This is a genomic window from Streptomyces sp. NBC_01190, assembly GCF_045039895.1.
GTDB lineage: Bacteria > Actinomycetota > Actinomycetes > Streptomycetales > Streptomycetaceae > Actinacidiphila.
This window is the reverse complement of sequence record NZ_CP108580.1, coordinates 5344528-5365588: the sequence shown is the minus strand read 5'-3', so window position 1 is coordinate 5365588 and position 21061 is coordinate 5344528. Positions and strand designations below refer to the sequence as shown.

At 71.5% G+C, this 21061-nt stretch carries 16 protein-coding genes; 11 read left to right on the top strand and 5 right to left on the bottom strand.

The genetic code is table 11. The annotated features are described in order from the left end of the window. Nucleotides 1–178 precede the first annotated feature (178 nt). Complete coding sequence (locus tag OG519_RS22610) at nucleotides 179–1003, bottom strand: DUF1707 domain-containing protein (protein ID WP_405586904.1); 825 nt, start codon at nucleotides 1001–1003, stop codon at nucleotides 179–181. A gap of 233 nt (nucleotides 1004–1236) precedes the next feature. Here OG519_RS22610 and OG519_RS22605 point away from each other — a divergent pair, with 233 nt between their 5' ends. The 11 genes from OG519_RS22605 (at nucleotide 1237) to OG519_RS22555 (ending at nucleotide 15757) form a co-directional block, all read left to right on the top strand. Beyond that, on the top strand, nucleotides 1237–2901 hold the full coding sequence (locus tag OG519_RS22605) for a fumarate hydratase (RefSeq protein ID WP_405586901.1): 1665 nt from the start codon (nucleotides 1237–1239) through the stop codon (nucleotides 2899–2901). A 484-nt stretch (nucleotides 2902–3385) separates the two neighbouring features. Beyond that, the gene (locus OG519_RS22600) at nucleotides 3386–4771 is read left to right on the top strand and encodes a class II fumarate hydratase (RefSeq protein WP_405586900.1); all 1386 of its coding nucleotides are present in this window, start codon (nucleotides 3386–3388) and stop codon (nucleotides 4769–4771) included. A gap of 23 nt (nucleotides 4772–4794) precedes the next feature. Beyond that, nucleotides 4795–5472, top strand: coding sequence for a DUF402 domain-containing protein (locus tag OG519_RS22595; protein WP_405586897.1), 678 nt, complete (start codon nucleotides 4795–4797; stop codon nucleotides 5470–5472). A 280-nt stretch (nucleotides 5473–5752) separates the two neighbouring features. Continuing rightward, entirely contained in the window at nucleotides 5753–6502 is a 750-nt protein-coding gene (locus OG519_RS22590; protein WP_405592913.1) for a class I SAM-dependent DNA methyltransferase, read from the top strand. Nucleotides 6503–6753: 251 nt separating this feature from the next. Continuing rightward, nucleotides 6754–8853 (top strand): SpoIIE family protein phosphatase, encoded by a 2100-nt coding sequence (locus OG519_RS22585; RefSeq protein ID WP_405586894.1) that lies wholly within the window; start codon nucleotides 6754–6756, stop codon nucleotides 8851–8853. A gap of 186 nt (nucleotides 8854–9039) precedes the next feature. Further along, nucleotides 9040–10497, top strand: a complete 1458-nt coding sequence (locus OG519_RS22580) for a catalase (RefSeq protein ID WP_405586892.1) — start codon at nucleotides 9040–9042, stop codon at nucleotides 10495–10497. Nucleotides 10498–10704: 207 nt separating this feature from the next. Next, nucleotides 10705–11229, top strand: coding sequence for a PadR family transcriptional regulator (locus tag OG519_RS22575; protein WP_405586890.1), 525 nt, complete (start codon nucleotides 10705–10707; stop codon nucleotides 11227–11229). Beyond that, nucleotides 11226–11915 (top strand): ABC transporter ATP-binding protein, encoded by a 690-nt coding sequence (locus OG519_RS22570; RefSeq protein WP_405586887.1) that lies wholly within the window; start codon nucleotides 11226–11228, stop codon nucleotides 11913–11915. Before OG519_RS22575 ends, OG519_RS22570 begins: the two co-directional genes overlap by 4 nt. Then, nucleotides 11912–14395, top strand: coding sequence for an FtsX-like permease family protein (locus OG519_RS22565; RefSeq protein WP_405586884.1), 2484 nt, complete (start codon nucleotides 11912–11914; stop codon nucleotides 14393–14395). The genes OG519_RS22570 and OG519_RS22565 overlap by 4 nt, the downstream gene beginning before the upstream one ends. A gap of 206 nt (nucleotides 14396–14601) precedes the next feature. Then, nucleotides 14602–15159 carry a peroxiredoxin gene (locus OG519_RS22560; RefSeq protein WP_405586882.1) on the top strand — a complete coding sequence of 186 codons (558 nt, stop codon included), beginning with the start codon at nucleotides 14602–14604 and terminating at the stop codon, nucleotides 15157–15159. Between the two features lie 7 nt (nucleotides 15160–15166). Next, the gene (locus OG519_RS22555) at nucleotides 15167–15757 is read left to right on the top strand and encodes a carboxymuconolactone decarboxylase family protein (protein WP_405586879.1); all 591 of its coding nucleotides are present in this window, start codon (nucleotides 15167–15169) and stop codon (nucleotides 15755–15757) included. 7 nt (nucleotides 15758–15764) lie between these two features. Here OG519_RS22555 and OG519_RS22550 read toward each other — a convergent pair whose 3' ends face one another. The 4 genes from OG519_RS22550 to OG519_RS22535 form a co-directional block, all read right to left on the bottom strand. Next, the gene (locus OG519_RS22550; RefSeq protein WP_405586876.1) at nucleotides 15765–17324 is read right to left on the bottom strand and encodes an AI-2E family transporter; all 1560 of its coding nucleotides are present in this window, start codon (nucleotides 17322–17324) and stop codon (nucleotides 15765–15767) included. Between the two features lie 154 nt (nucleotides 17325–17478). Further along, nucleotides 17479–18147 carry a transglycosylase SLT domain-containing protein gene (locus tag OG519_RS22545; protein WP_405586873.1) on the bottom strand — a complete coding sequence of 223 codons (669 nt, stop codon included), beginning with the start codon at nucleotides 18145–18147 and terminating at the stop codon, nucleotides 17479–17481. Between the two features lie 434 nt (nucleotides 18148–18581). Then, nucleotides 18582–19910 carry a PhoH family protein gene (locus OG519_RS22540; RefSeq protein ID WP_405586872.1) on the bottom strand — a complete coding sequence of 443 codons (1329 nt, stop codon included), beginning with the start codon at nucleotides 19908–19910 and terminating at the stop codon, nucleotides 18582–18584. A gap of 246 nt (nucleotides 19911–20156) precedes the next feature. Further along, nucleotides 20157–20918: an isoprenyl transferase gene (locus OG519_RS22535; protein ID WP_405586869.1), complete on the bottom strand. Its 762-nt coding sequence runs from the start codon at nucleotides 20916–20918 to the stop codon at nucleotides 20157–20159. Between the last annotated feature and the right edge of the window lie 143 nt (nucleotides 20919–21061).

The following is a 21061-nucleotide window of genomic DNA, read 5'->3' as shown; positions in this document are numbered from 1 at the left end:
AACTCCTGACGACGGCTCGGCGTTTGCCACGCTGGCGTCGTCGACCGGGTCCGCGGGCTGGGGATGCCTGAGCTGCCGGGCGACGGCGTGCTCCATCCCCTACCCGCTGTACGCGACTTCATGCGCACCGTGTTCGCCGCCGGGCGTTTTTCGCCGCCGTCAACCAGTAGGCGCGGCTTCAACTTTCGAGCGGCTTCTTTGTCCAGTCCTTGACTTTCTTACCCCGCTTGGCCTTTGCCTCCACGCCGCCCCAGAAGGCGAGTCCGTCGACCCGGACCACGGGTGCGCCGGGATCGGGCGCCTCGAACGCCTTGATGTCGGAGCCGCCCATGACGCCGACCACGCCGCCGCCGCGCAGCGTCACGTTCTCCGGCAGCCGGATGCTGACACCGCCCATGATCGCGGTGCAGTGGATCACCAACTCCGGCGCGGTGAAGGTGGCTTCGGTGAGGTCTATCTCGATCCCGCCCAGGATGGCCACCGCGGTGATCCGGCTGCCCACCCGCCAGCGGCCCTTGCGCTCGGCGCCGCCGAGGATGCCCACGAGGTGCGGGTTCTCGCCGCTCTGCCCCGGGTCGTAGCCTCGGGGCGCGGCGGGCGCGTGGCTCGCGGTGGCGGCCCGGCCCATCGGCAGATCCCTTACCAGCGGCTCCAGTTGGCCGATCGTCTTGGCCGCGTAGACCTGGTCGAGCCGCTCGGAGTGCTCGGCGGCGTCCAGCCGGCCCTCGGCGAGGGCGTCCCGCAGGATGTCGGCTATCCGGTCCCGGTCGGCGTCCGAGGCGCGCAGTTCGGCGTCGGCGACCGGTCGGCCGGCGCTCGCCGGCTGGACCGGACGCGCGGCCGGCCGGGGGCCCGGCTGGGAGGTCGGCTGCGAGGCCGCCTGGGGGGCCGGCTGCGACGTCGGCTGGGGGTCCGAATGCGAGGCCGACGCTGACGTCGGCTGGGGGTCCGATTGCGGGCCCGATGGGGGTTGCGGGCGCTTTTCGAGCGACGATTCGTCCACGCCATCACCGTACACAGACGCGATAGATCGCGACTACCCTGAAGTCCGCCGGAGTCCGGCCCCTAGGGGTTCGACGGCGCCCCGGACAACCGGCGCGGGCTCCGCCGAAGAACCGGCTCCGCCCCGGGAGGCCCGGGTCCAGCGGTGAGCGCCACCTCACACCGAGCGCGCCCCGCCGACGTTCTACGCTTGACGCGCTTCAGCGTCGACGCAGCCGAGTGAGGATGCCCCCCATGCCTGAGTTTGTCTATACGGATCTGCTGCCCCTCGGCGAGGACACCACCCCGTACCGCCTGCTCACCTCCGAGGGCGTCAGCACCTTCGAGGCCGGCGGCCGGACGTTCCTCTCGGTGGAACCGGCGGCGCTGCGGCTGCTCGCGGCGGAGGCGATGCACGACATCTCGCACTATCTGCGCCCCGCCCACCTCGCCCAGCTCCGCCGGATCCTCGACGACCCGCAGTCCAGCGCCAATGACCGCTTCGTCGCGCTCGACCTGCTGAAGAACGCGAACATCGCCGCCGCCGGGGTCCTCCCGATGTGCCAGGACACCGGCACCGCGATCGTGATGGGCAAGCGCGGCCAGCAGGTGCTCACCGAGGGCGGCGACGAGGAGGCGCTGTCCCACGGCATCTACGACGCGTACACCAAGCTCAATCTGCGCTACTCCCAGATGGCGCCGCTGACCATGTGGGACGAGAAGAACACCGGCTCCAACCTGCCGGCCCAGATCGAGCTGTACGCGACCGACGGGGGCGCGTACAAGTTCCTCTTCATGGCGAAGGGCGGTGGCAGCGCCAACAAGTCCTTCCTGTACCAGGAGACGAAGGCGGTGCTCAACGAGTCCGCCATGATGCGGTTCCTGGAGCAGAAGATCCGCTCCCTCGGTACGGCCGCCTGTCCGCCCTACCACCTGGCGATCGTGGTCGGCGGGACCAGCGCGGAGTTCGCGCTGAAGACCGCGAAGTACGCGTCGGCGCACTATCTGGACGAGCTGCCCGCCGAGGGGTCGGCGGCCGGCCACGGCTTCCGGGACAAGGAGCTGGAGCAGCAGGTCTTCGAGCTGACCCAGCGGATCGGTATCGGGGCGCAGTTCGGCGGCAAGTACTTCTGCCACGACGTACGGGTGGTGCGGCTGCCCCGGCACGGGGCGTCCTGCCCGGTCGCGATCGCGGTGTCCTGCTCGGCGGACCGGCAGGCGCTGGCCAAGATCACCGCGGCGGGGGTCTTCCTGGAACAGCTCGAGACGGACCCGGCGCGGTTCCTGCCGGAGACGACGGAGGAGCACCTGGACGAGGCCGACCAGGACGCGGTGCGGATCGACCTGAACCGGCCGATGGCCGAGATCCGGGCGGAGCTCACCAAGTACCCGGTGAAGACCCGGCTGTCGCTGTCCGGGCCGCTCGTCGTCGCGCGCGACATCGCGCACGCGAAGATCAAGGAACGGCTCGACGCGGGCGAGGAGATGCCGGGGTACCTGCGGGACCACGCGGTCTACTACGCCGGCCCGGCCAAGACCCCGGAGGGTTACGCCTCGGGCTCCTTCGGCCCCACCACGGCCGGCCGGATGGACGCGTACGTCGAGCAGTTCCAGGCGGCGGGCGGCTCCTTCGTGATGCTGGCCAAGGGCAACCGGTCCCAGCAGGTCACCGACGCGTGTGCCGCCCATGGCGGCTTCTACCTGGGCTCCATCGGCGGCCCGGCGGCCCGGCTGGCCCAGGACTGCATCAAGAGGGTCGACGTCCTCGAATACGCCGAGCTGGGCATGGAAGCGGTCTGGAAGATCGAGGTCGAGGATTTCCCGGCGTTCATCGTCGTGGACGACAAGGGCAACGATTTCTTCCAGGACCCGGCGCCGGCCCCCACCTTCACCTCGATCCCGGTCCGCCACGGAGCGTAAGCCTCCGGCGGCAACCCCGGGCACCCGCGGCCCTCGCCACCCCGGGGTTGCCACCCCGGCCCGCCACCCGACCGGCCGGCGCCCGTCGCCGCCGCCCACCCCCCGACGGACGGAGTCCGGCGCAGCCGGCCGAAGCCGGTGAGGCCCCCCGGGGCCGAGCCGTGCGAGGGCGGCGATCAAAACGTGCCCCCGGCGCCGGCCCCCACCTTCACCTCGATCCCGGTCCGCCACGGAGCGTAAGCCTCCGGCGGCAACCCCGGGCACCCGCGGCCCTCGCCACCCGAGGTTGCCACCCCGGCCCGCCACCCGACCGGCCGGCGCCCGTCGCCGCCGCCCACCCCCCGACGGACGGAGTCCGGCGCAGCCGGCCGAAGCCGGTGAGGCCCCCAGGAGCCGAGCCGTGCGAGGGCGGCAATGGGAGGTTCGTGCGAGTGTGGCCATGCGAAAGGGGAACAAATCGCGGCGGGGCGGGCACTGTATGGGTATGGACGAGTACCGGATCGAGCATGACTCGATGGGCGAGGTGCGGGTGCCGCGGGCGGCCAAGTGGCGGGCGCAGACGCAGCGGGCGGTGGAGAACTTCCCGATCTCCGGGCAGCGGATCGAACGCGCGCACATCGAAGCCCTGGCCCGGATCAAAGCCGCCGCCGCGAAGGTGAACGCCGAGCTGGGGGTGGTCGACAAGGAGATCGCCGAGGCGATCCAGGAGGCCGCAGCGGAGGTGGCCGCCGGGCGGTGGGACGCCGAGTTCCCGATCGACGTGTTCCAGACGGGTTCCGGCACCTCCTCGAACATGAACACGAACGAGGTGATCGCCACCCTGGCCACCGAGCGCCTCGGCCGGGACGTCCACCCGAACGATCATGTGAACGCCTCCCAGTCCTCCAACGACGTCTTCCCCTCCTCCATCCACATCGCCGCGACCGCCGCCGTGACCCGGGACCTGATCCCCGCGCTGACCCGGCTGGCCGAAGCCCTGGAGCTGAAAGCGGCCGAATTCGCCACGGTGGTGAAGGCCGGCCGGACCCACCTCATGGACGCCACCCCGGTGACGCTGGGCCAGGAGTTCGGCGGATACGCCGCCCAGGTGCGCTACGGCATCGAGCGGCTCCGGTCCGCCCTCCCCCGGCTGGCCGAGCTGCCGCTGGGCGGCACCGCCGTCGGCACCGGCATCAACACCCCGGCCGGCTTCCCCGCCGCGGTGATCGCGGAGGTGGCGGCGGCGACCGGGCTGCCGCTGACCGAGGCCCGCGACCACTTCGAGGCCCAGGGCGCCAGGGACGGCATCGTGGAGGCCTCGGGCCAGCTCCGTACGATCGCGGTCGGCCTCACCAAGATCGCCAACGACCTGCGCTGGATGTCCTCGGGCCCCCGCACCGGCCTGGCCGAGATCGCGCTGCCCGATCTCCAGCCGGGCTCCTCGATCATGCCGGGCAAGGTGAATCCGGTCATCCCGGAGGCCGTGCTGATGGTCGCCGCCCAGGTCATCGGGAACGACGCCGCGATCGCGACCGCCGGCGCGGCCGGTAACTTCGAGCTGAACGTGATGCTGCCGGTGATCGCCCGCAACATCCTGGAGTCGGTCCGGCTGCTGGCGAACGTCACCCGGCTGCTCGCCGACCGCACGGTCGAGGGGATCACCGCCAACGTGGAGCGGGCCAGGGAGTACGCGGAGTCCTCCCCCTCCGTGGTCACCCCGCTCAACCGCTACATCGGCTACGAGGAGGCCGCCAAGGTGGTCAAGAAGTCGCTGGCCGAGCGCAAGACGATCCGTCAGGTCGTGGTCGAGGGCGGCTACATCGAGCGCGGGCAGCTGACCGAATCACAACTCGACGAAGCGCTGGACGTGCTGCGTATGACGCGTCCGTAACACCTGCTCCGTAAGCTCTGTTCATGACAGCCGACGTCGACACCACCTTCAGGAACGGACCGCAGCGGCACTTCTGGGCCCCCGGCGAGCAAGTGCTGTGGCGCTATCGCTGGAACGGCACCGGCGAGGTGCACATCGCCCGGCCGGTGACCGTGGTGCGGGACGACGCCGACCTGCTGGCGGTGTGGATGGCGCCGGGGACGCCGTGTGTGAAGCCGGTGCTCGCGGACGGCACCCTGGTCCACCACGAGCCGCTCGCCACCCGTTATCGCAAGCCGCGGGTGGCCACCCGCGACCAGTGGTTCGGCTCCGGCGTACTGAAGCTGGCCCGGCCGGACGAGCCGTGGTCGGTATGGCTCTTCTGGGAGGAGGGCTGGCGGTTCAGGAGCTGGTACGTGAACCTCGAGGAGCCGCGGCGCCGCTGGTCGCGCGGGGTGGACTCGGTGGATCACTTCCTGGACATCTCGGTGCGCCCGGACCGGAGCTGGCACTGGCTGGACGAGGACGAGTTCGCGCAGGCCCAGACGGACGGTCTGATGTCGCCCGAGCTGGCGCCGCAGGTCCGGCAGGCGGGGCTGCGCGCGGTGGGGCTCATCGGGTCGTGGGCCTCGCCCTTCCGCGACCACTGGGAGGACTGGCGGCCGGACCCGGCCTGGCCGGTGCCCGCGCTCCCGGCCGACTGGGACCGTCCGGCCGACTGACCCGGCCGCGCCGGCGCAGGGTTGACCCCCGGCGCACGAACCGATGCGCCTGAGCCTCTTGTTGCGCCCCTGGCGGTCAACCGTAGGATCGTGCTCCTGAGGACTGCGCAAATACGCACCAGGGCCTAGAGTTTGACGACACGTCACGGACTTTGTTGTCGGCTGATGCCTTCGGCATATGCCAACCGCACCACAGCACGCCGCACCACCCGGATCGCTTGGACAGTCACGGAGGCCCTGAGCAGTGGGAACCGGCAACTACGAGCAGTCGCGCGCCGAGATCAGCGAGACCACCGAGACCGGCTCCGGTGCGGGTCCCGCACGGGACCGCAGCGGCCAGGCAGCGGCGTTCGACGCGATCGGTGACCGTTACGACGAGGCGTTCCCGCACAAGGAGGGCCAGCTCGCGGCCGGTGAGTGGCTGCTCGCCGCGCTGCCCGCCGGGGCCGGGGTGCTCGACCTGGGCTGCGGTACGGGGCTGCCGACCGCGGCACAGCTCAGCGCGGCGGGGCTGCGGGTGACCGGCGTCGACCTGTCGCCCGGCATGCTCGCGCTGGCCCGGCGGAACGTGCCGGGCGCCCGCTTCGTGGAAGCGGACATCTCGGATCTCGCGGATCTCCCGGACCTGACGGCTCCCGCCGGTCCGGCAGATCCCACGGTTCCCGCAGATCCCGCCGCGCCGACCGATCCCGCAGCGCCAGCCGGGGACACCTTCGACGCCGTCACCGCGTTCTTCGCCCTGCTGATGCTCCCCAGGGCCGAGATCCCGGTGGTGCTGCGGGCCATCCACGGCCGGCTGGCACCCGGCGGGCTGCTCGCGCTGTCGATGGTGGAGGCGGATGTGGACGACGTGTCGATTCCGTTCCTCGGCCACACCATCCGGGTATCGGGTTATCTACGGGACGAACTGGTCGAGGTCGTGACGGACGCGGGGTTCGAGGTCATCAAGGAGGACGCCTACGCCTACGCTCCGGCGAGCGTCGAGGTGCCGCCGGAGGAGCAGATCTTCCTTTACTGCCGACGCGCCTGACCAGGCCCGAGCCCCGCCGCACGCCGGCCCGCGGCGGCGCACCGACGGATGGAACGACTCGCGTGACCACGGACCCGCCCCGCCCAGCCCCTGCGGACCCCCTTCCGGGGGCTTCCGCCGATGACCCGCGCGCACCTCTCGACGCCCCCGACACCCCGCGTCCCACCCCGCCCGGGCCCGGTCGGCAGCCGCGGGGCGGCGCCCGCTATCCCGCCGGTGCGGCCGGCGAGTGGCACGCGCACGACCACGGCGTGGCCGATCCGCACCCGGCGGCCGCGCACGCGGAGGCTCCCGGCGCGGCCGGATCCGGTGGCCGGGAACCCCAACCACCGGCCCCTGAGGGCGAATCCGGTACGGTGACCGGCCAGCCGCACCCCGGGCCCGGGGCGAGGACGAGTGGCGGAGACAATGACTCCGCTGGCACCATCGACGGCGGCGAGTTCGCCGGGTACGGCGGGACGCCGAGCGGGCTCCCACCGTTTCCGCCGATCACGCCGGTCCCGGCGCACGGCAGCGGCTGGGGCGTGGCGACGACGGACGGGAGCGAGGCGTTGGGCGCTTATCTGAGCACGCCGCCGCGGGATACCCCGCTGGAGGCGGCGGGACATCCCGGGGACGAGGACTCGGTGGGCACGCGCATCCCGATGCCCGCCCAGACCGGCCCCGAGGCCGACCGGCTGCGGTATGTCGGCGCCGCTACCCGGCGGATCGCCCGCGGTCTCGACCTGGACGAGATCCTGCTGGGGCTGTGCCGGTCGGCGGTACCGGCCTTCGCCGATGTGATCATGGTCTTTCTGCGCGATCCGCTGCCGGTCGGCGACGAGCGCCCGTCGGGTCCGCTGCGACTGCGGCTGCGCCGGGCGGACGGCAGCCTCAACGGACCCTCGGACGACGACGCCCCGGTCGGCGCCCTGCCGGTGCTGCCGGCGCTGGAGCCCGCCTACGGCTCGGAGCCGATCAGTGTGCTGCTCGACGGCCCGCTGGCCGAGGTGCTGCGCGGCGTACGCCCGGTGTTCGCCGAGTCCCGGCGGGCCGCGGACGCGCTCGAAGAGCTGCTCGGCCACCCGGACAGCCCACTTCCCACCGGCCGCCGGGCGCTGCTGGCCCCGCTGCGCGGCCGGCGGCGGGTGATCGGCGCCGCGGTGCTGCTGCTCAGCGCCGACCGGCCGCCGTTCGAGAACGACGACCTGCTGGTGGCCGCCCAGCTCGCCACCCACACCGCGCTCGGCGTGGACAAGGCGGTGCTCTACGGCCGCGAGGCGTACATCGCCGACGCCCTCCAGCGCGAGATGCTGCCGGACTCGCTGCCGCAGCCGACCGGGGTGCGGCTGGCCAGCCGCTATCTTCCGGCGGCCGAGTCGGCCCGGGTCGGCGGCGACTGGTACGACGCGATTCCGCTGCCGGGCAGCCGGGTGGCGCTGGTGGTCGGCGATGTGATGGGCCATTCGATGACCTCGGCCGCGATCATGGGTCAGCTCCGTACCACCGTGCAGACCCTGGCCGGGCTCGATCTCGCGCCGCAGGAGGTCCTCTACCACCTGGACGAGCAGGCCCAGCGGCTCGGCCAGGACCGGATGGCGACCTGTGTCTACGCCGTCTACGACCCGATCGCGCACCGGCTGGTGGTGGCCAACGCGGGCCATCCGCCGCCGGTGCTGCTGCACGCCGACGGTCTCGCCGAGGTGCTGCGGGTGCCGCCGGGCGCCCCGATCGGTGTCGGCGGGGTGCCCTTCGAGGCCGTCGAGCTGCCCGCGCCGGCCGGCGCGACGCTGCTGCTCTACACCGACGGCCTGGTGGAGTCCCGCAGCCGCGATGTCTGGGGCGGCATCGAGCTGCTGCGGGAACGGCTGCACGCGGCCGCGTCGGTGGTCTCGCCGCCACCGCTCGAACCGTTGTGCGACGAGGTGCTGGAGATCCTCGGGCCCGGCGACCGGGACGACGACATCGCGCTGCTGGCCGCCCGCTTCGACGGGATCTCGCCGAGCGATGTCGCCTACTGGTTCCTGGAGCCGCAGGCGCAGACCGCGGGTCGGGCCCGCCGGCTGGTCCGGCAGGCGCTGCGCCGCTGGGACCTGGACGACCAGCTGGACGCGGCCGAGCTGCTGGTCAGCGAGATCGTCACCAACGCGGTCCGGTACGCGGAACGGCCGATCACGCTGCGGCTGTTGCGGACCGACGTGCTGCGCTGCGAGGTCGGCGACGACGCCCCGCTGCTGCCCCGGATGCGGCACGCCGCGCCGGAGGAGGAGGGCGGCCGCGGGCTGTATCTGGTCAACCGGATGGCGCAGCGCTGGGGAGCGACCCGGCTCGGCGCGGGCAAGGTGGTCTGGTTCGAGCTGCCCCTCGGGTAGTGGCCGAGCCCCCGGCCGGTCGTGTCCCCCGAGTGGTGGTCGCGTCGCGCGCGTCCCGACACGTATGGTGATGATGCGGTCACCTGGCGTGCCGGGTCGCGTGTTCGGTGCGAGTGTGGGTAGCAGCCCCGCGATGTGACGCGACCTACGGTGTCCGCGGACCGGCACCGGACGGAGGACTGCCCGATGAGTACGCCGAACTTCCAGCACACCACCAACAACGCCGGCATCCCGGTGGAGAGCGACGAGCACTCACTGACGGTGGGGGCCGACGGGCCGATCCTGCTCCAGGACCACTATCTGATCGAGAAGATGGCCCAGTTCAACCGGGAGCGGGTCCCCGAGCGGGTGGTGCACGCCAAGGGCAGCGGGGCGTACGGCAGGTTCGAGGTGACCAACGACGTCAGCCAGTTCACCAAGGCGGATCTCTTCCAGCCGGGCCGGAGCACCAGGATGCTGGCCAGGTTCTCCACCGTGGCCGGCGAGCAGGGCAGTCCCGACACCTGGCGGGACCCGCGCGGCTTCGCGCTCAAGTTCTACACCGAGCACGGCAATTACGACCTGGTCGGCAACAACACACCGGTGTTCTTCGTCCGGGACACCATCAAGTTCCAGGACTTCATCCGCAGTCAGAAGCGCCGCCAGGACAACGGGCTGCGCGACAACGACATGCAGTGGGACTTCTGGACGCTCTCACCGGAGTCGGCGCACCAGGTCACCTGGCTGATGGGCGATCGCGGTATCCCGAAGACGTACCGTCATATGAACGGCTACGGGTCGCACACGTTTATGTGGATCAACGCGTCCGGCCAGAAGTTCTGGATCAAGTACCACTTCAAGACCGACCAGGGCATCGAGTTCCTCACCCAGGCCGAGGCCGACGAGCTGGCCGGGCAGAACGCGGACGCGCACCGGCAGGATCTGTGGCAGGCCATCGAGCGCGGCGACCACCCGTCCTGGACGCTGAAGGTCCAGGTGATGCCGTTCGGCGACGCGCCCGACTACCGCTTCAACCCGTTCGACCTCACCAAGGTGTGGCCGCAGGGCGACTATCCGCTGATCGAGGTCGGCCGGATGACGCTGGACGCCAACCCCGAGGACTACTTCGTCCATATCGAGCAGGCCGCCTTCGAGCCGTCCAACATGGTGCCGGGCATCGCCCCGTCGCCGGACAAGATGCTGCTCGGCCGGCTCTTCTCGTACCCCGACACCCACCGGTACCGGATCGGCCCCAACTACGCGCAACTGCCGCCGAACCGCCCGCACGTGCCGGTGCACTCGTACGCCAAGGACGGTCCGATGCGGTTCGAGCCCAACCGGGTGGGCGCGCCCTATGCCCCCAACTCCTACGGCGGACCGGCCGCGTCGGCGGAGGCGTACCGGGACATCGCCGGCTGGCGGGCGGCCGGCGACATGGTCCGCGAGGCGTACACCCCGCACGCCGAGGACGACGACTTCGGCCAGCCGGGCACGCTGGTCCGTGAGGTGATGGACGACGCGGCCCGCGACCGGCTGGTCACCAATGTGTCGGGCCACCTGAGCGACGGGGTGAGCGCGCCGGTGCTGGAGCGCGCCCTGGCCTACTGGCGCAGCATCGACCAGCGGATCGGCGACCGGATCGCCGACGCGGTCAAGCGCGGCTGACCCCGCGCCCCGCCCCCAGAGCGCAGCCCCGGCGCACGTGATCACCTCCCGTGCGCCGGGGCTGCACCGCGTGGTGGGGCCGGTGCGAACGCAACAGGGACCGGCACGGAGCGGCACGGCCCCGGCAGGGAGCGGTACGAACCAGCGGGGTGGACCATTCCCTCGGTGTATACACGCGATGTATACCCGTCGTGTAGTGTGCTCCGCATGTCAATCGGCCACACCCTTCTCGGGCTCCTGGAGTCCGGACCGCGCCACGGTTACGACCTCAAGCGCGCATTCGACGAACGCTTCGGACACGACCGGCCCCTCGCCTACGGACAGGTCTACTCGACCATGGCGAGGCTGCTGAAGAACGGCCTGGTCGAGGTCGACGGGATAGAGCCGGGCGGCGGCCCCGAGCGCAAGCGGTACGCCATCACCGACGCCGGGGTCACCGATGTGGCCGCCTGGCTCGCCCAGCCGGAGAAGCCCGAGCCGTATCTCCAGACCACTCTCTACACCAAGGTCGTCCTCGCGCTGCTGACCGGCCGCCCGGCGGCGGACCTGCTCGACACCCAGCGCGCGGAGCACCTGCGGCTGATGCGGGAGCTGACCCGGCGCAAGTCGGCCGGCGACCTCGCGGACCAGCTCATCTGCGACCACGCCCTGTTCCATCTGGAGGCGGACCTGCGGTGGCTGGAGCTCACCGCGGTCCGGCTCGACCAGCTCGCCGCGGAGGTGGCCCGATGAACGACCGACCCGAACCCCTGCTCGTCGCGACGGCGCTGCGCAAGGCCTACGGCCCCACCGCCGCGCTCGACGGCGCCGATCTGACCATCCACGCCGGCGAGGTGGTGGCCGTGATGGGACCGTCGGGATCCGGCAAGTCGACGCTGCTGCACTGTCTGGCCGGCATCGTGCGGGCCGACTCCGGTGAGGTGCTCTACCGCGGCCGGGACCTGATGGTGATGTCCGACGGCGAGCGCAGCGCGCTGCGCCGCTCCGAGTTCGGCTTCGTCTTCCAGTTCGGCCAGCTCGTGCCGGAGCTGACCTGTGCGGAGAACGTGGCGATGCCGCTGCGGCTCGGCGGCGTCAAGCGGCGCGAGGCCGAGACGAAGGCGGTCGGCTGGCTGGAGCGGCTGGAGGTCTCCGACATCGCGGGCAAGCGGCCCGGTGAGGTGTCCGGCGGCCAGGGCCAGCGGGTCGCGGTGGCCAGGGCGCTGGTCTCAGGACCGCGGGTGGTCTTCGCGGACGAGCCGACCGGCGCGCTCGACTCCCTCAACGGCGAGCGGGTGATGCGGCTGCTGACCGAGGCGGCCCACGACACGGGCGCGGCGGTGGTGCTCGTCACCCATGAGCCGCGGGTGGCCGCGTACTCCGACCGGGAGATCGTCGTGCGGGACGGGAAGTCGCGCGACATGGAACGGGTGTCATGAGCGGCTCCGCCATCTCCCCCGGCTCTTCCGGCCCTCCCGACTCTTCTGGTCCCTCCGGCCCCTCCATCGGTGTCGACGCGATCGGCCCCCGCGGGCCGCACGGCCGGGAGCCCGAGCAGCGCGTCTCGCCGCGGACCTGGATACGTGATCTGGCGCTCGGCGTCCGCTTCGCCGCGGGCGGCGGCCGCGAGGGCTGGACCCGGACGATCCTCACCGGGGTCGGCGTCGGCCTGGGCGTGGCGATGCTGCTGCTCGCCGCCGCCGTCCCGGCGATGATGCACGACCGCGAGGAGAGGTGGGCGGCCCGCAACCCGCAGACCACCGGCTACATCGCCAAGCCCACCGACAGCACCCTGCTCCTTGCCGACGCCTCCACCACCTACCACGACAAGGCCATCACGGGGATCCTGGTGCGTCCCGAGGGGACGAAGCCGCAGCGCCCGCCGGGCGTCGCCGAACTGCCGCCCGCCGGGCACATGGTGGTCTCCCCCGCGCTCCGGAAGCTGCTGGCCGCCGCGCCGTTGCTGCGCGAGCGCCTCCCGTACCGGATCGACGGCACCATCGGGCACGCCGGGCTGATGGGTCCCGCCGACCTCTACTACTACGCGGGCAGTGACCGGTTGACCGCGCGGGACGCCGACTACCGCACCGGCGACGCCGACCGGGTGGCCGGCTTCGGCCGGCCGGCCGACTCCGATCCGATGGGCCCGGTGTTCGACCTGCTGCTGCTCATCGTGCTGGTGGTATTGCTGCTGCCGGTGGCGGTGTTCGTCGGGACCGCGGTCCGGTTCGGCGGCGAACGCCGGGACCGGCGGCTGGCCGCCCTGCGGCTGGTCGGCGCCGACATACAGATGACCCGCCGGATCGCCGCGGGTGAGGCGCTCTTCGGGGCGGTGCTCGGGCTGCTGCTCGGCGCGGTCTTCTTCCTGATCGGGCGCGGGCTCTCCTCGCGGATCACCATCAGGGACATCTCCGCCTACCCGTCGGACCTGACGCCCAACGCGGGCCTGGCGCTGCTGATCGTGCTCGCGGTGCCGCTCGCGGCGGTCGTGGTCACCATGCTGAGCCTGCGCGGCACCACGATCGAACCGCTGGGCGTGGTCCGGCAGTCGCTCGGCCGGCCGCGCCGGCTGTGGTGGCGGCTGGTGATCCCGGCGATCGGCCTGCTGCTGCTCGTCCCGCTCTTCGGCGCGGTCAAGGGCGACGCGCACATCAACGAGTACCAGATCGCCTTCGGCACGATCCTGCTGCTCATCGGGGTCACCGCCGTGCTGCCGTGGCTGGTGGAGTCGGTCGTCGGACGGTTGCGCGGCGGACCCGTCGCCTGGCAGCTCGCCGTCCGCAGGCTCCAGTTGAACAGCAACGCGTCGGCCCGGATGGTCAGCGGTGTCACGGTCGCGGTGGCCGGGGCGATCGCCCTCCAGATGCTCTTCACCGGTGTCGACGGCACCTTCGTCTCCAGCACCGGCGCCGACCCGACCCGGGCCCAGGCCCATGTCCTGGCGCCGATCACCAACGGCGCCCAGACCCGGCGGTACATGAGCACGATCGCCGCCACCACCGGCGTCCAGCAGGTCTTCGGCTACGTCGACGGGAGTGCCACCCAGCCCGACGCGAAATCCGCGCCGGCCACCGACCTCGCGTACATCCCGCTCGCCGTCGCCGACTGCCCGACCCTCGAACAGATGGCCACCATCACCTCGTGCACGGCCGGCAGCGCCTTCCTGGTCCCCTCCACGGACGGCGGGGACGACGGGTCGCTGGCGAAGTACGCCAAACCGGGGGCGAAGCTCGACCTCAACGTCCCGGACGGCGAGAAGTACACCGGCACGCCCGAACTGTGGACGGTCCCGACCGATCTGCGTCCCGCCACCTCCCGTACGGACCCGGCGGGCGACCACAACTGGGGGCTGTTCGTCACCCCGCAGACGCTGGACGCCGGGCGGCTGCGGATGCCCAGCTCGCAGATCCTGGTCTCGCTCGACCCGAAGCAGCCGGAGGCGATGGAGTACCTCCGCAACGCGGGGGCGAAGCTCGGTCCGGGTGTCGCGGTGCTGAGCATCAGGAGCACCAGCGAGAAGACCGCCTTCACCCAGCTCAGGCGCGGCCTGTTCGCCGGCGCCGCGCTCACCATGGCGCTGATCGGGGCCAGTCTGCTGGTGACGATGCTGGAGCAGTTGCGGGACCGCAAGAAGCTGCTGGCCGTGCTGGTCGCCTTCGGCACCAAGCGGATCGCGCTGGCCTGGTCGGTGCTCTGGCAGACCGCGATACCGGTGGTGCTCGGGCTGCTGCTGGCCTGCGCGGGCGGTATCGGCCTCGGCGCCGCGCTGCTCGCCATGGTCGGTGAGCCCTTCCACACCGACTGGGGCAGCGTCGCCGCGATGTCGGCGATCGGCGCCGGCGTGGTGTTCGCGGTGACGCTGCTGAGCATGCCGCCGCTGTGGCGGCTGATGCGGGCGGACGGGCTGCGCACCGAGTAGCCCATCCGGTGGCATCTGCCCGGGGTGCCTGGTCCTGACGTGGCCGGGCACCCCGAGGCGTTTCCCGGATCGGCACGCTGTGTGGCAGTCTGGTCACCTTCCGTACGGCCTGCTTTTCCCGTTGACCATCCATAAAGCCCATGGCGTCCAGAACATCCAGGCCATGCGGACCGTCCAGATCATCCCCGCCGCAAAGGAGAACGCACGTGCTGTCAGTCGGTGACCAGTTCCCCGCGTGGAAGCTGATGGGCGTGACCGGCCCGTCGGACGACAAGCTGGAGATCAGGGAGTTCCGCGCCGCGGACTTCGCCAAGGGCTGGACGGTGGTCTTCTTCTGGCCCAAGGACTTCACCTTCGTCTGTCCCACCGAGATCGCCGCCTTCGGCCGGCTGGCCGGCGACTTCGCCGACCGGGACGCCCGGATCCTCGGTGTCTCCGGCGACTCGGAGTACGTCCACCACGCCTGGCGCAAGGACCACCAGGACCTGCGGGACCTGCCCTTCCCGATGCTCGCCGACGCACGGCACGAACTGATGCGCGGCTGCGGGGTGGAGAGCGCCGACGGTTCGGCGCAGCGCGCGGTGTTCATCGTGGACCCGGCCAACGAGATCCAGTTCTCGATGGTCACGGCCGGCTCGGTGGGCCGCAATCCCAAAGAGGTGCTGCGGGTGCTCGACGCGTTGCAGACCGACGAGCTGTGCCCGTGCAACTGGAACAAGGGCGAGCGCACCCTCGACCCGGCCGCGCTGCTCGCGGGGGCGTGAACCGCCCATGTCACTGGACGCGCTGAAGGACGCGCTGCCCGACTACGCCAAGGATCTGCGGCTCAACCTCGGCTCGGTGCTCGGCCAGGCGGATCTGTCCGAGCAGCAGCTCTGGGGCACCGTGCTGGCCGCCGCCATCGCCGTACGCTCCCCGCTGGTGCTGACCGGGCTGGAGCCGGAGGCGCGGCAGCGGCTGTCGCCCGAGGCGTACACCGCGGCCAAGGCGGCCGCCGCCGTGATGGCGATGAACAACGTCTTCTACCGCGCCCGCCATCTGCTCTCCGATCCGGCGTACGGCACCCTGCGCGCGGGCTTGCGGATGAACGTGCTGGCCGATCCGGGCGTGGACAAGAGCGACTTCGAGCTGTGGTCGCTCGCGGTCTCGGCGGTGAACGGCTGCGGGCAGTGCCTGGACAGCCATGAGCGCGTGCTGCGGTCGGCCGGGATGCCGCGCGAGGCCGTACAGGAGGCGTTCCGGATCGCGGCCGTGGTGCAGGCGGTGGCGACCACGCTGGAGGCGGAGGCGGTGCTCGCCGCGGCCGGGGAGGCCGCCGTGGCGGACGGCGCGGTCCTGGCGGGCGAGGGCGCGGGCGTCTGAGGCGGCTTCAGAGGATGGGGGTGCGCATGCCCTCGTCCTCGGTGGCGCCCTTCCCGGGGTTCCCAGCCTTCTCCGGCGCCGCGGCCTTCCCGGGCTCTGCCGCGTTCTCCGGCTCCGCGGCGTTCTCCGGCGTGTCCGCCGGGTCCGCGGCGCTCAAGGCCGCGCCCCCGGCGCCCGTCTGCCCGGCCTCGGCGGGCCGTTCGGCCCCCGCCGCACCGGCCGGCGCGGCCGGTGCCAGCTCCGCCGCCTCCCGGGCGGCGGCCAGTTCCCGGGAGTGCGCCCGCAGATAGCCGACCACCGTATTGCCGACCGCGACCAGCGGCACCGCGGACACCGCGCCGCCGATCCCGGCCACCAGCGAACCGGCCGCGACGGACAGCACCACCGCCAGCGGGTGGACCCGTACCGCCCGGCCGAGGATGAACGGCTGGAGGATGTGGCCCTCGATCTGCTGCACCGCGAGCACCACCACCAGCACCATCAGCGCGGTGAACGGGCCCTGCGTGACCAGCGCGACGATCACCGCGATCGCCCCTGAGGCGACCGCGCCCACCAGCGGCACGAAGGACGCCAGGAAGATGACGACGGCCAGCGGCACCGCCATCGGCACGCCGAGGAAGAAGATGCCGACCCCGATGAAGATGGCGTCGATCAGCGCGACCAGCACGGTGCCGCGCACATAGAGGGTGAGGGTGTGCCAGGCCCGGGGCCCCGCGCCGGCCAGCCCCTCCCTGGCGGACTCGGGGAAGAGCCTGAGCACCCAGTTCCAGATGTTGGGTCCGTCGTAGAGGAGGAACAGCGTGCTGAACATCGCCAGCAGCATGCCGGTCAGCAACTCGACGATGACGGTGACGCCCTGGAGGCCGGCGTCGGTGAGTTCCTGGGTGTTGGAGCCGATGGCGTCACTGAGGTTCTTGGCGATCTGGTTGATCTGATCCTCGGTCACATGGAAGGGGCTGTTGAGCAGCCACTTCTTGCCTTCCGCCACACCGTCCTGGAGGCTGCCGGACAGATTGTCGATGTTGGCCATCACCTGCCACACCATGAACCAGCCGAGCAGGCCCATCACGATGAAGCCGCCGATGAAGACGATGGCGGTGGCCAGTCCCCGGGGGACGCCGGTCCGCTTCAGCCGGGCGACGAAGGGTTGCAGCAGCGCGGTGATCAGCAGGGCGGCGATGAAGGCGAGCACCACGAGCTGGACCGCGCCGATCACCCGCATCAGCACCCAGACCGTGCCGGCCAGCACCAGCAGCCGCCAGCCGAGTTCGGCGGCGACCCGCATGCTCCACGGCACCACCTCGACCGCGTCGACCGACGAACGGCCGGCCGCCCGCTGGGCGGGGACGGGGGGCTTCTTGCCGGCCACCGCGCGCGGTTGCTCCTGCGGCGCGACGACGGCGCCCGCCCCGGCGGCGTCCACCGGGGCGGTCATGGGTTCAGGGCCGGCCGTCTGCCGGGGATCCGCGTCGCGCGCCGAGACGGCGGCGTGCCGCTCCTCGATCTTGCCGGCCAGACCGGCGAGCCCGGCGGCGAGCGCGGAACTCCAATGGCGCTTTTCCGGCATCCTGTTCTCCCCCTGCCCCCCTCGACCGCCGATGGCACCGCCAGTGGCGGCACGGTCGGTCGCTGTGTCCCGGTTGTGAGGACGACGTTACCCGGGACCTGGGTTGCTCCGGTCGGGGGGATCAAGCGGGAGGCACGGAACCGCCGGGCCCACGTCAGTAGTTGCTGTGGACCTGCCAGTAGTCCCACGCGCCGCACGGGCTGCCGTAGCGGCTGTTCATGTAGTTCAGGCCCCACCTGATCTGGGTGGACGGATTGGTCCGCCAGTCGGCGGCCACCGAGGCCATCTTGTAGCCCGGGTTGGACTGCACCAGGCCGTAGGCACCGGAGGAGGGGTTGGTCGCGGTGTAGTCCCAACCGCTCTCGTGGGAGACGATGTTGGAGAAGCACATGAACTGGGCGCTGCCCACGATCTGCTGGGCCATCGCCTTGACCTGCGCGATCGTGTACGTGGCCTGGATCGGGAAGGAGGCGCTGGCATCGCCGGCCGACTCCTTCGCCAGCTTCTCCTTGGCCGCCTTGTCCGCGGCCGCCTTCTTCGCCGACGCGTCGTGCGCCGCCTGCATGCGGGCCGCCTGTTCGGCGTACTGCCGCGCTGTCGCGTCGGCGGCGTCGGACTGCGCCTGGACCTGCTCGGTCAGCGAGGCCTGCTGGACCTGCTGTCCGGCGGGCAGGTCCGCCAGCAGCGTGGTGGTACCTGCCGCCTCGACGGGCTCAGGGGCGGCGGCCTTCTCAGCACCTGACGCGACGCCGACAACGGCGCCCACGGTGGTGACGGCGGTGGCGGATGCCACCGCGAGGCCCCGTACCGAGATCGGGCTCACACGGTTTCCTTCCGGCAGCGTCCGCGTGGTGACCGCACGGACGCAATCGTGCCCCTGGCGCTCGCCCCCTGGCTCCGGTCCGCCCGCAAGGGCCGGTCGGTCACGGGGGTACTGGCCCGGTGCGAAGTCCCGTGCGGGACCCGCATGGTGCTCGGGCGGCTTATGGCGGTCTGTGTGGACTTGTCTGGGTCGTGCTGATCCCACCCCCGTAAGGAGGTAGGACTGCCATAAGCGGGGCCTGACAGCCTCACACCATGCCGTACCCGGACGCCGCGCGGCAATTTCCGGTTGAGTGGCAAAGTTCACACGCCGCGAATGAAGGAATATCCAGGCCCGCGCAACCGCCGGACGCTAAGCTGCTGCGTCCTCCGCGGAGGACGCAGCAGCTTCACATCATCCGATTCCCGGACGGATCGGGACATCCCGCTCCGGGATCAGACACCGCCCTCGGCGCCCTCCTCCAGCATCTCGGTGACGAGCGCGGCGATCGGCGACCGCTCGGAACGGTTGAGCGTCACATGGGCGAACAGCGGATGACCCTTCAGCTTCTCCACCACCGCCACCACGCCGTCGTACCGCCCGACCCGGAGGTTGTCCCGCTGGGCCACGTCGTGGGTGAGCACCACCCGCGAACCGGAGCCGATCCGGGACAGCACGGTCAGCAGCACATTGCGTTCCAGCGACTGCGCCTCGTCCACGATCACGAAGGCGTCGTGCAGCGAGCGGCCCCTGATGTGGGTGAGCGGCAGCACTTCGAGCATGCCGCGGGCCACGACCTCCTCTATGACGTCCTTGGTGGTGACCGCGGACAGGGTGTCGAAGACCGCCTGGGCCCACGGGCTCATCTTCTCGGCCTCGGTGCCCGGCAGATAGCCGAGCTCCTGGCCGCCCACCGCGTACAGCGGGCGGAACACCATCACCTTGCGGTGCTGGCGGCGCTCCAGGACCGCCTCAAGACCGGCGCACAGGGCCAGCGCGGACTTGCCGGTGCCGGCCCGGCCGCCCATCGAGACGATACCGACGTCCGGGTCGAGCAGCAGATCGAGCGCGATCCGCTGCTCGGCGCTGCGGCCGTGGATGCCGAACGCCTCGCGGTCGCCCCTGACCAGCCTGACCCGGCCGTCGGCGGTGACCCGCCCCAGCGCCTTGCCCCGGTCGGACTGGAGCACCAGACCGGTGTGCACCGGGAGATCCGTCGCCTCGGGCAGCACGATGGTCTCCTGCGCGAAGAGCGCGTCCACGTCCTCCGCGGAGACCTGCAACTCCTCCATTCCGGTCCAGCCCGAAGTGATCGCGAGCTCGGCGCGGTACTCCTCGGCCAGCAGACCGACCGAGGAAGCCTTCACCCGCAGCGGCAGGTCCTTGGAGACGACCGTGACGTCGTACCCCTCGGCCTGGAGATTGCGGGCGACCGCCAGGATGCGCGAGTCGTTGTCACCGAGCCGGAATCCCGCGGGGAGCACCCCGGGGTCCGAGTGGTTGAGCTCGACACGAAGCGTGCCGCCGATGTCGCCGATGGGGATCGGCGCGTCGAGCCGGCCGTACCGGATCCGGAACTCGTCCAGCAGGCGCAGCGCCTGCCGGGCGAAGTAGCCCAGTTCCGGGTGGTTGCGCTTGGCCTCCAACTCCGTCACCACGACGACGGGCAGCACGACCTCGTGCTCGTCGAAGCGGGTCAGGGCATTGGGGTCTGCAAGCAGCACGCTGGTGTCGAGTACGTACGTGCGCCGGTCGTGATCACGGCGGTTTTTGCTGGTCACCACGTGTGGACGAACCCCCTCGGGAGAGGTGAGTCTTGCGGTCCGGCAGCCAAGGTCCGGATGCCGGTCTCTGCCAGTGATATGCCCTGGAAAGCCGACCGCCATGCGGATGCATATGACAGAGGTCCGACGGTCATCGACCGGCCATCGGGCGCTCATCGCACTGCGGCGAGCTCTGCGGCCACCGTAACTCCGCAGGCAGGCGACCCACCAGCCCTTTTTGTCCGACTGCCGGCCGGTTGCGCTCGACTACGATCCGTAGCGGCGGTGCCGGGCCGCATAGTCACGCAGGGCCCGGAGGAAGTCCACCTTCCGGAACGCGGGCCAGAAGACCTCGCAGAAGTAGTACTCCGAATGGGCACTCTGCCAGAGCATGAAGCCGGACAGCCGCTGCTCGCCCGAGGTGCGGATCACCAGGTCCGGGTCGGGCTGGCCGCGGGTGTAGAGGTGCTCGGCGATGTGCTCGACGTCCAGGATCTCGGCGAGGTTCTCGATGGTGGTGCCGCGCCCGGCGTGCTCGTGCAGCAGCGACCGTACGGCGTCGGCGATCTCCTGCCGGCCGCCGTAACCGACCGCGACGTTCACCAGGATCCCGGTCGCGCCCTGGGTGGCCTGCTCGGCTTCCTTGAGCACATGCTGGGTGTGGGCCGGCAGCAGGTCCATGGTGCCGACGTGGTTGACCTTCCAGCGGCCGCTGACCGCCAGTTCGGTCACCGCGTCCTCGATGATGCCGAGCAGCGGCACCAGCTCGTCGGCCGACCGGTCCAGGTTGTCGGTGGAGAGCAGCCACAAGGTGACCACCTCGACGCCGGTCTCCTCGCACCAACCGAGCATCTCGGCGATCTTGTCGGCCCCGGCCCGGTGGCCCTGCTCGGTGGTGCCGCCGGCCGCCTTGGCCCAGCGCCGGTTGCCGTCCAGGATCACACCGATGTGCTTGGGCGCCTGCGAGATGTCGAGCCGGCGTTCCACTCGGCGGGAGTACAGCCCGTACACCAGGTCGCGCAGACTCATCGCGTACCAGCCCCTCCTGCACTTCGACGCCCGGCGGCCACAGTACTGCGGGAAGTGGCGCGGGCACGAACCGGCCGAGGCCATGGGAGGGACGGGACGGCTGGGGGTATGGGGGGCAAGCGGGCCCGGGGAGGCCCGGGGAG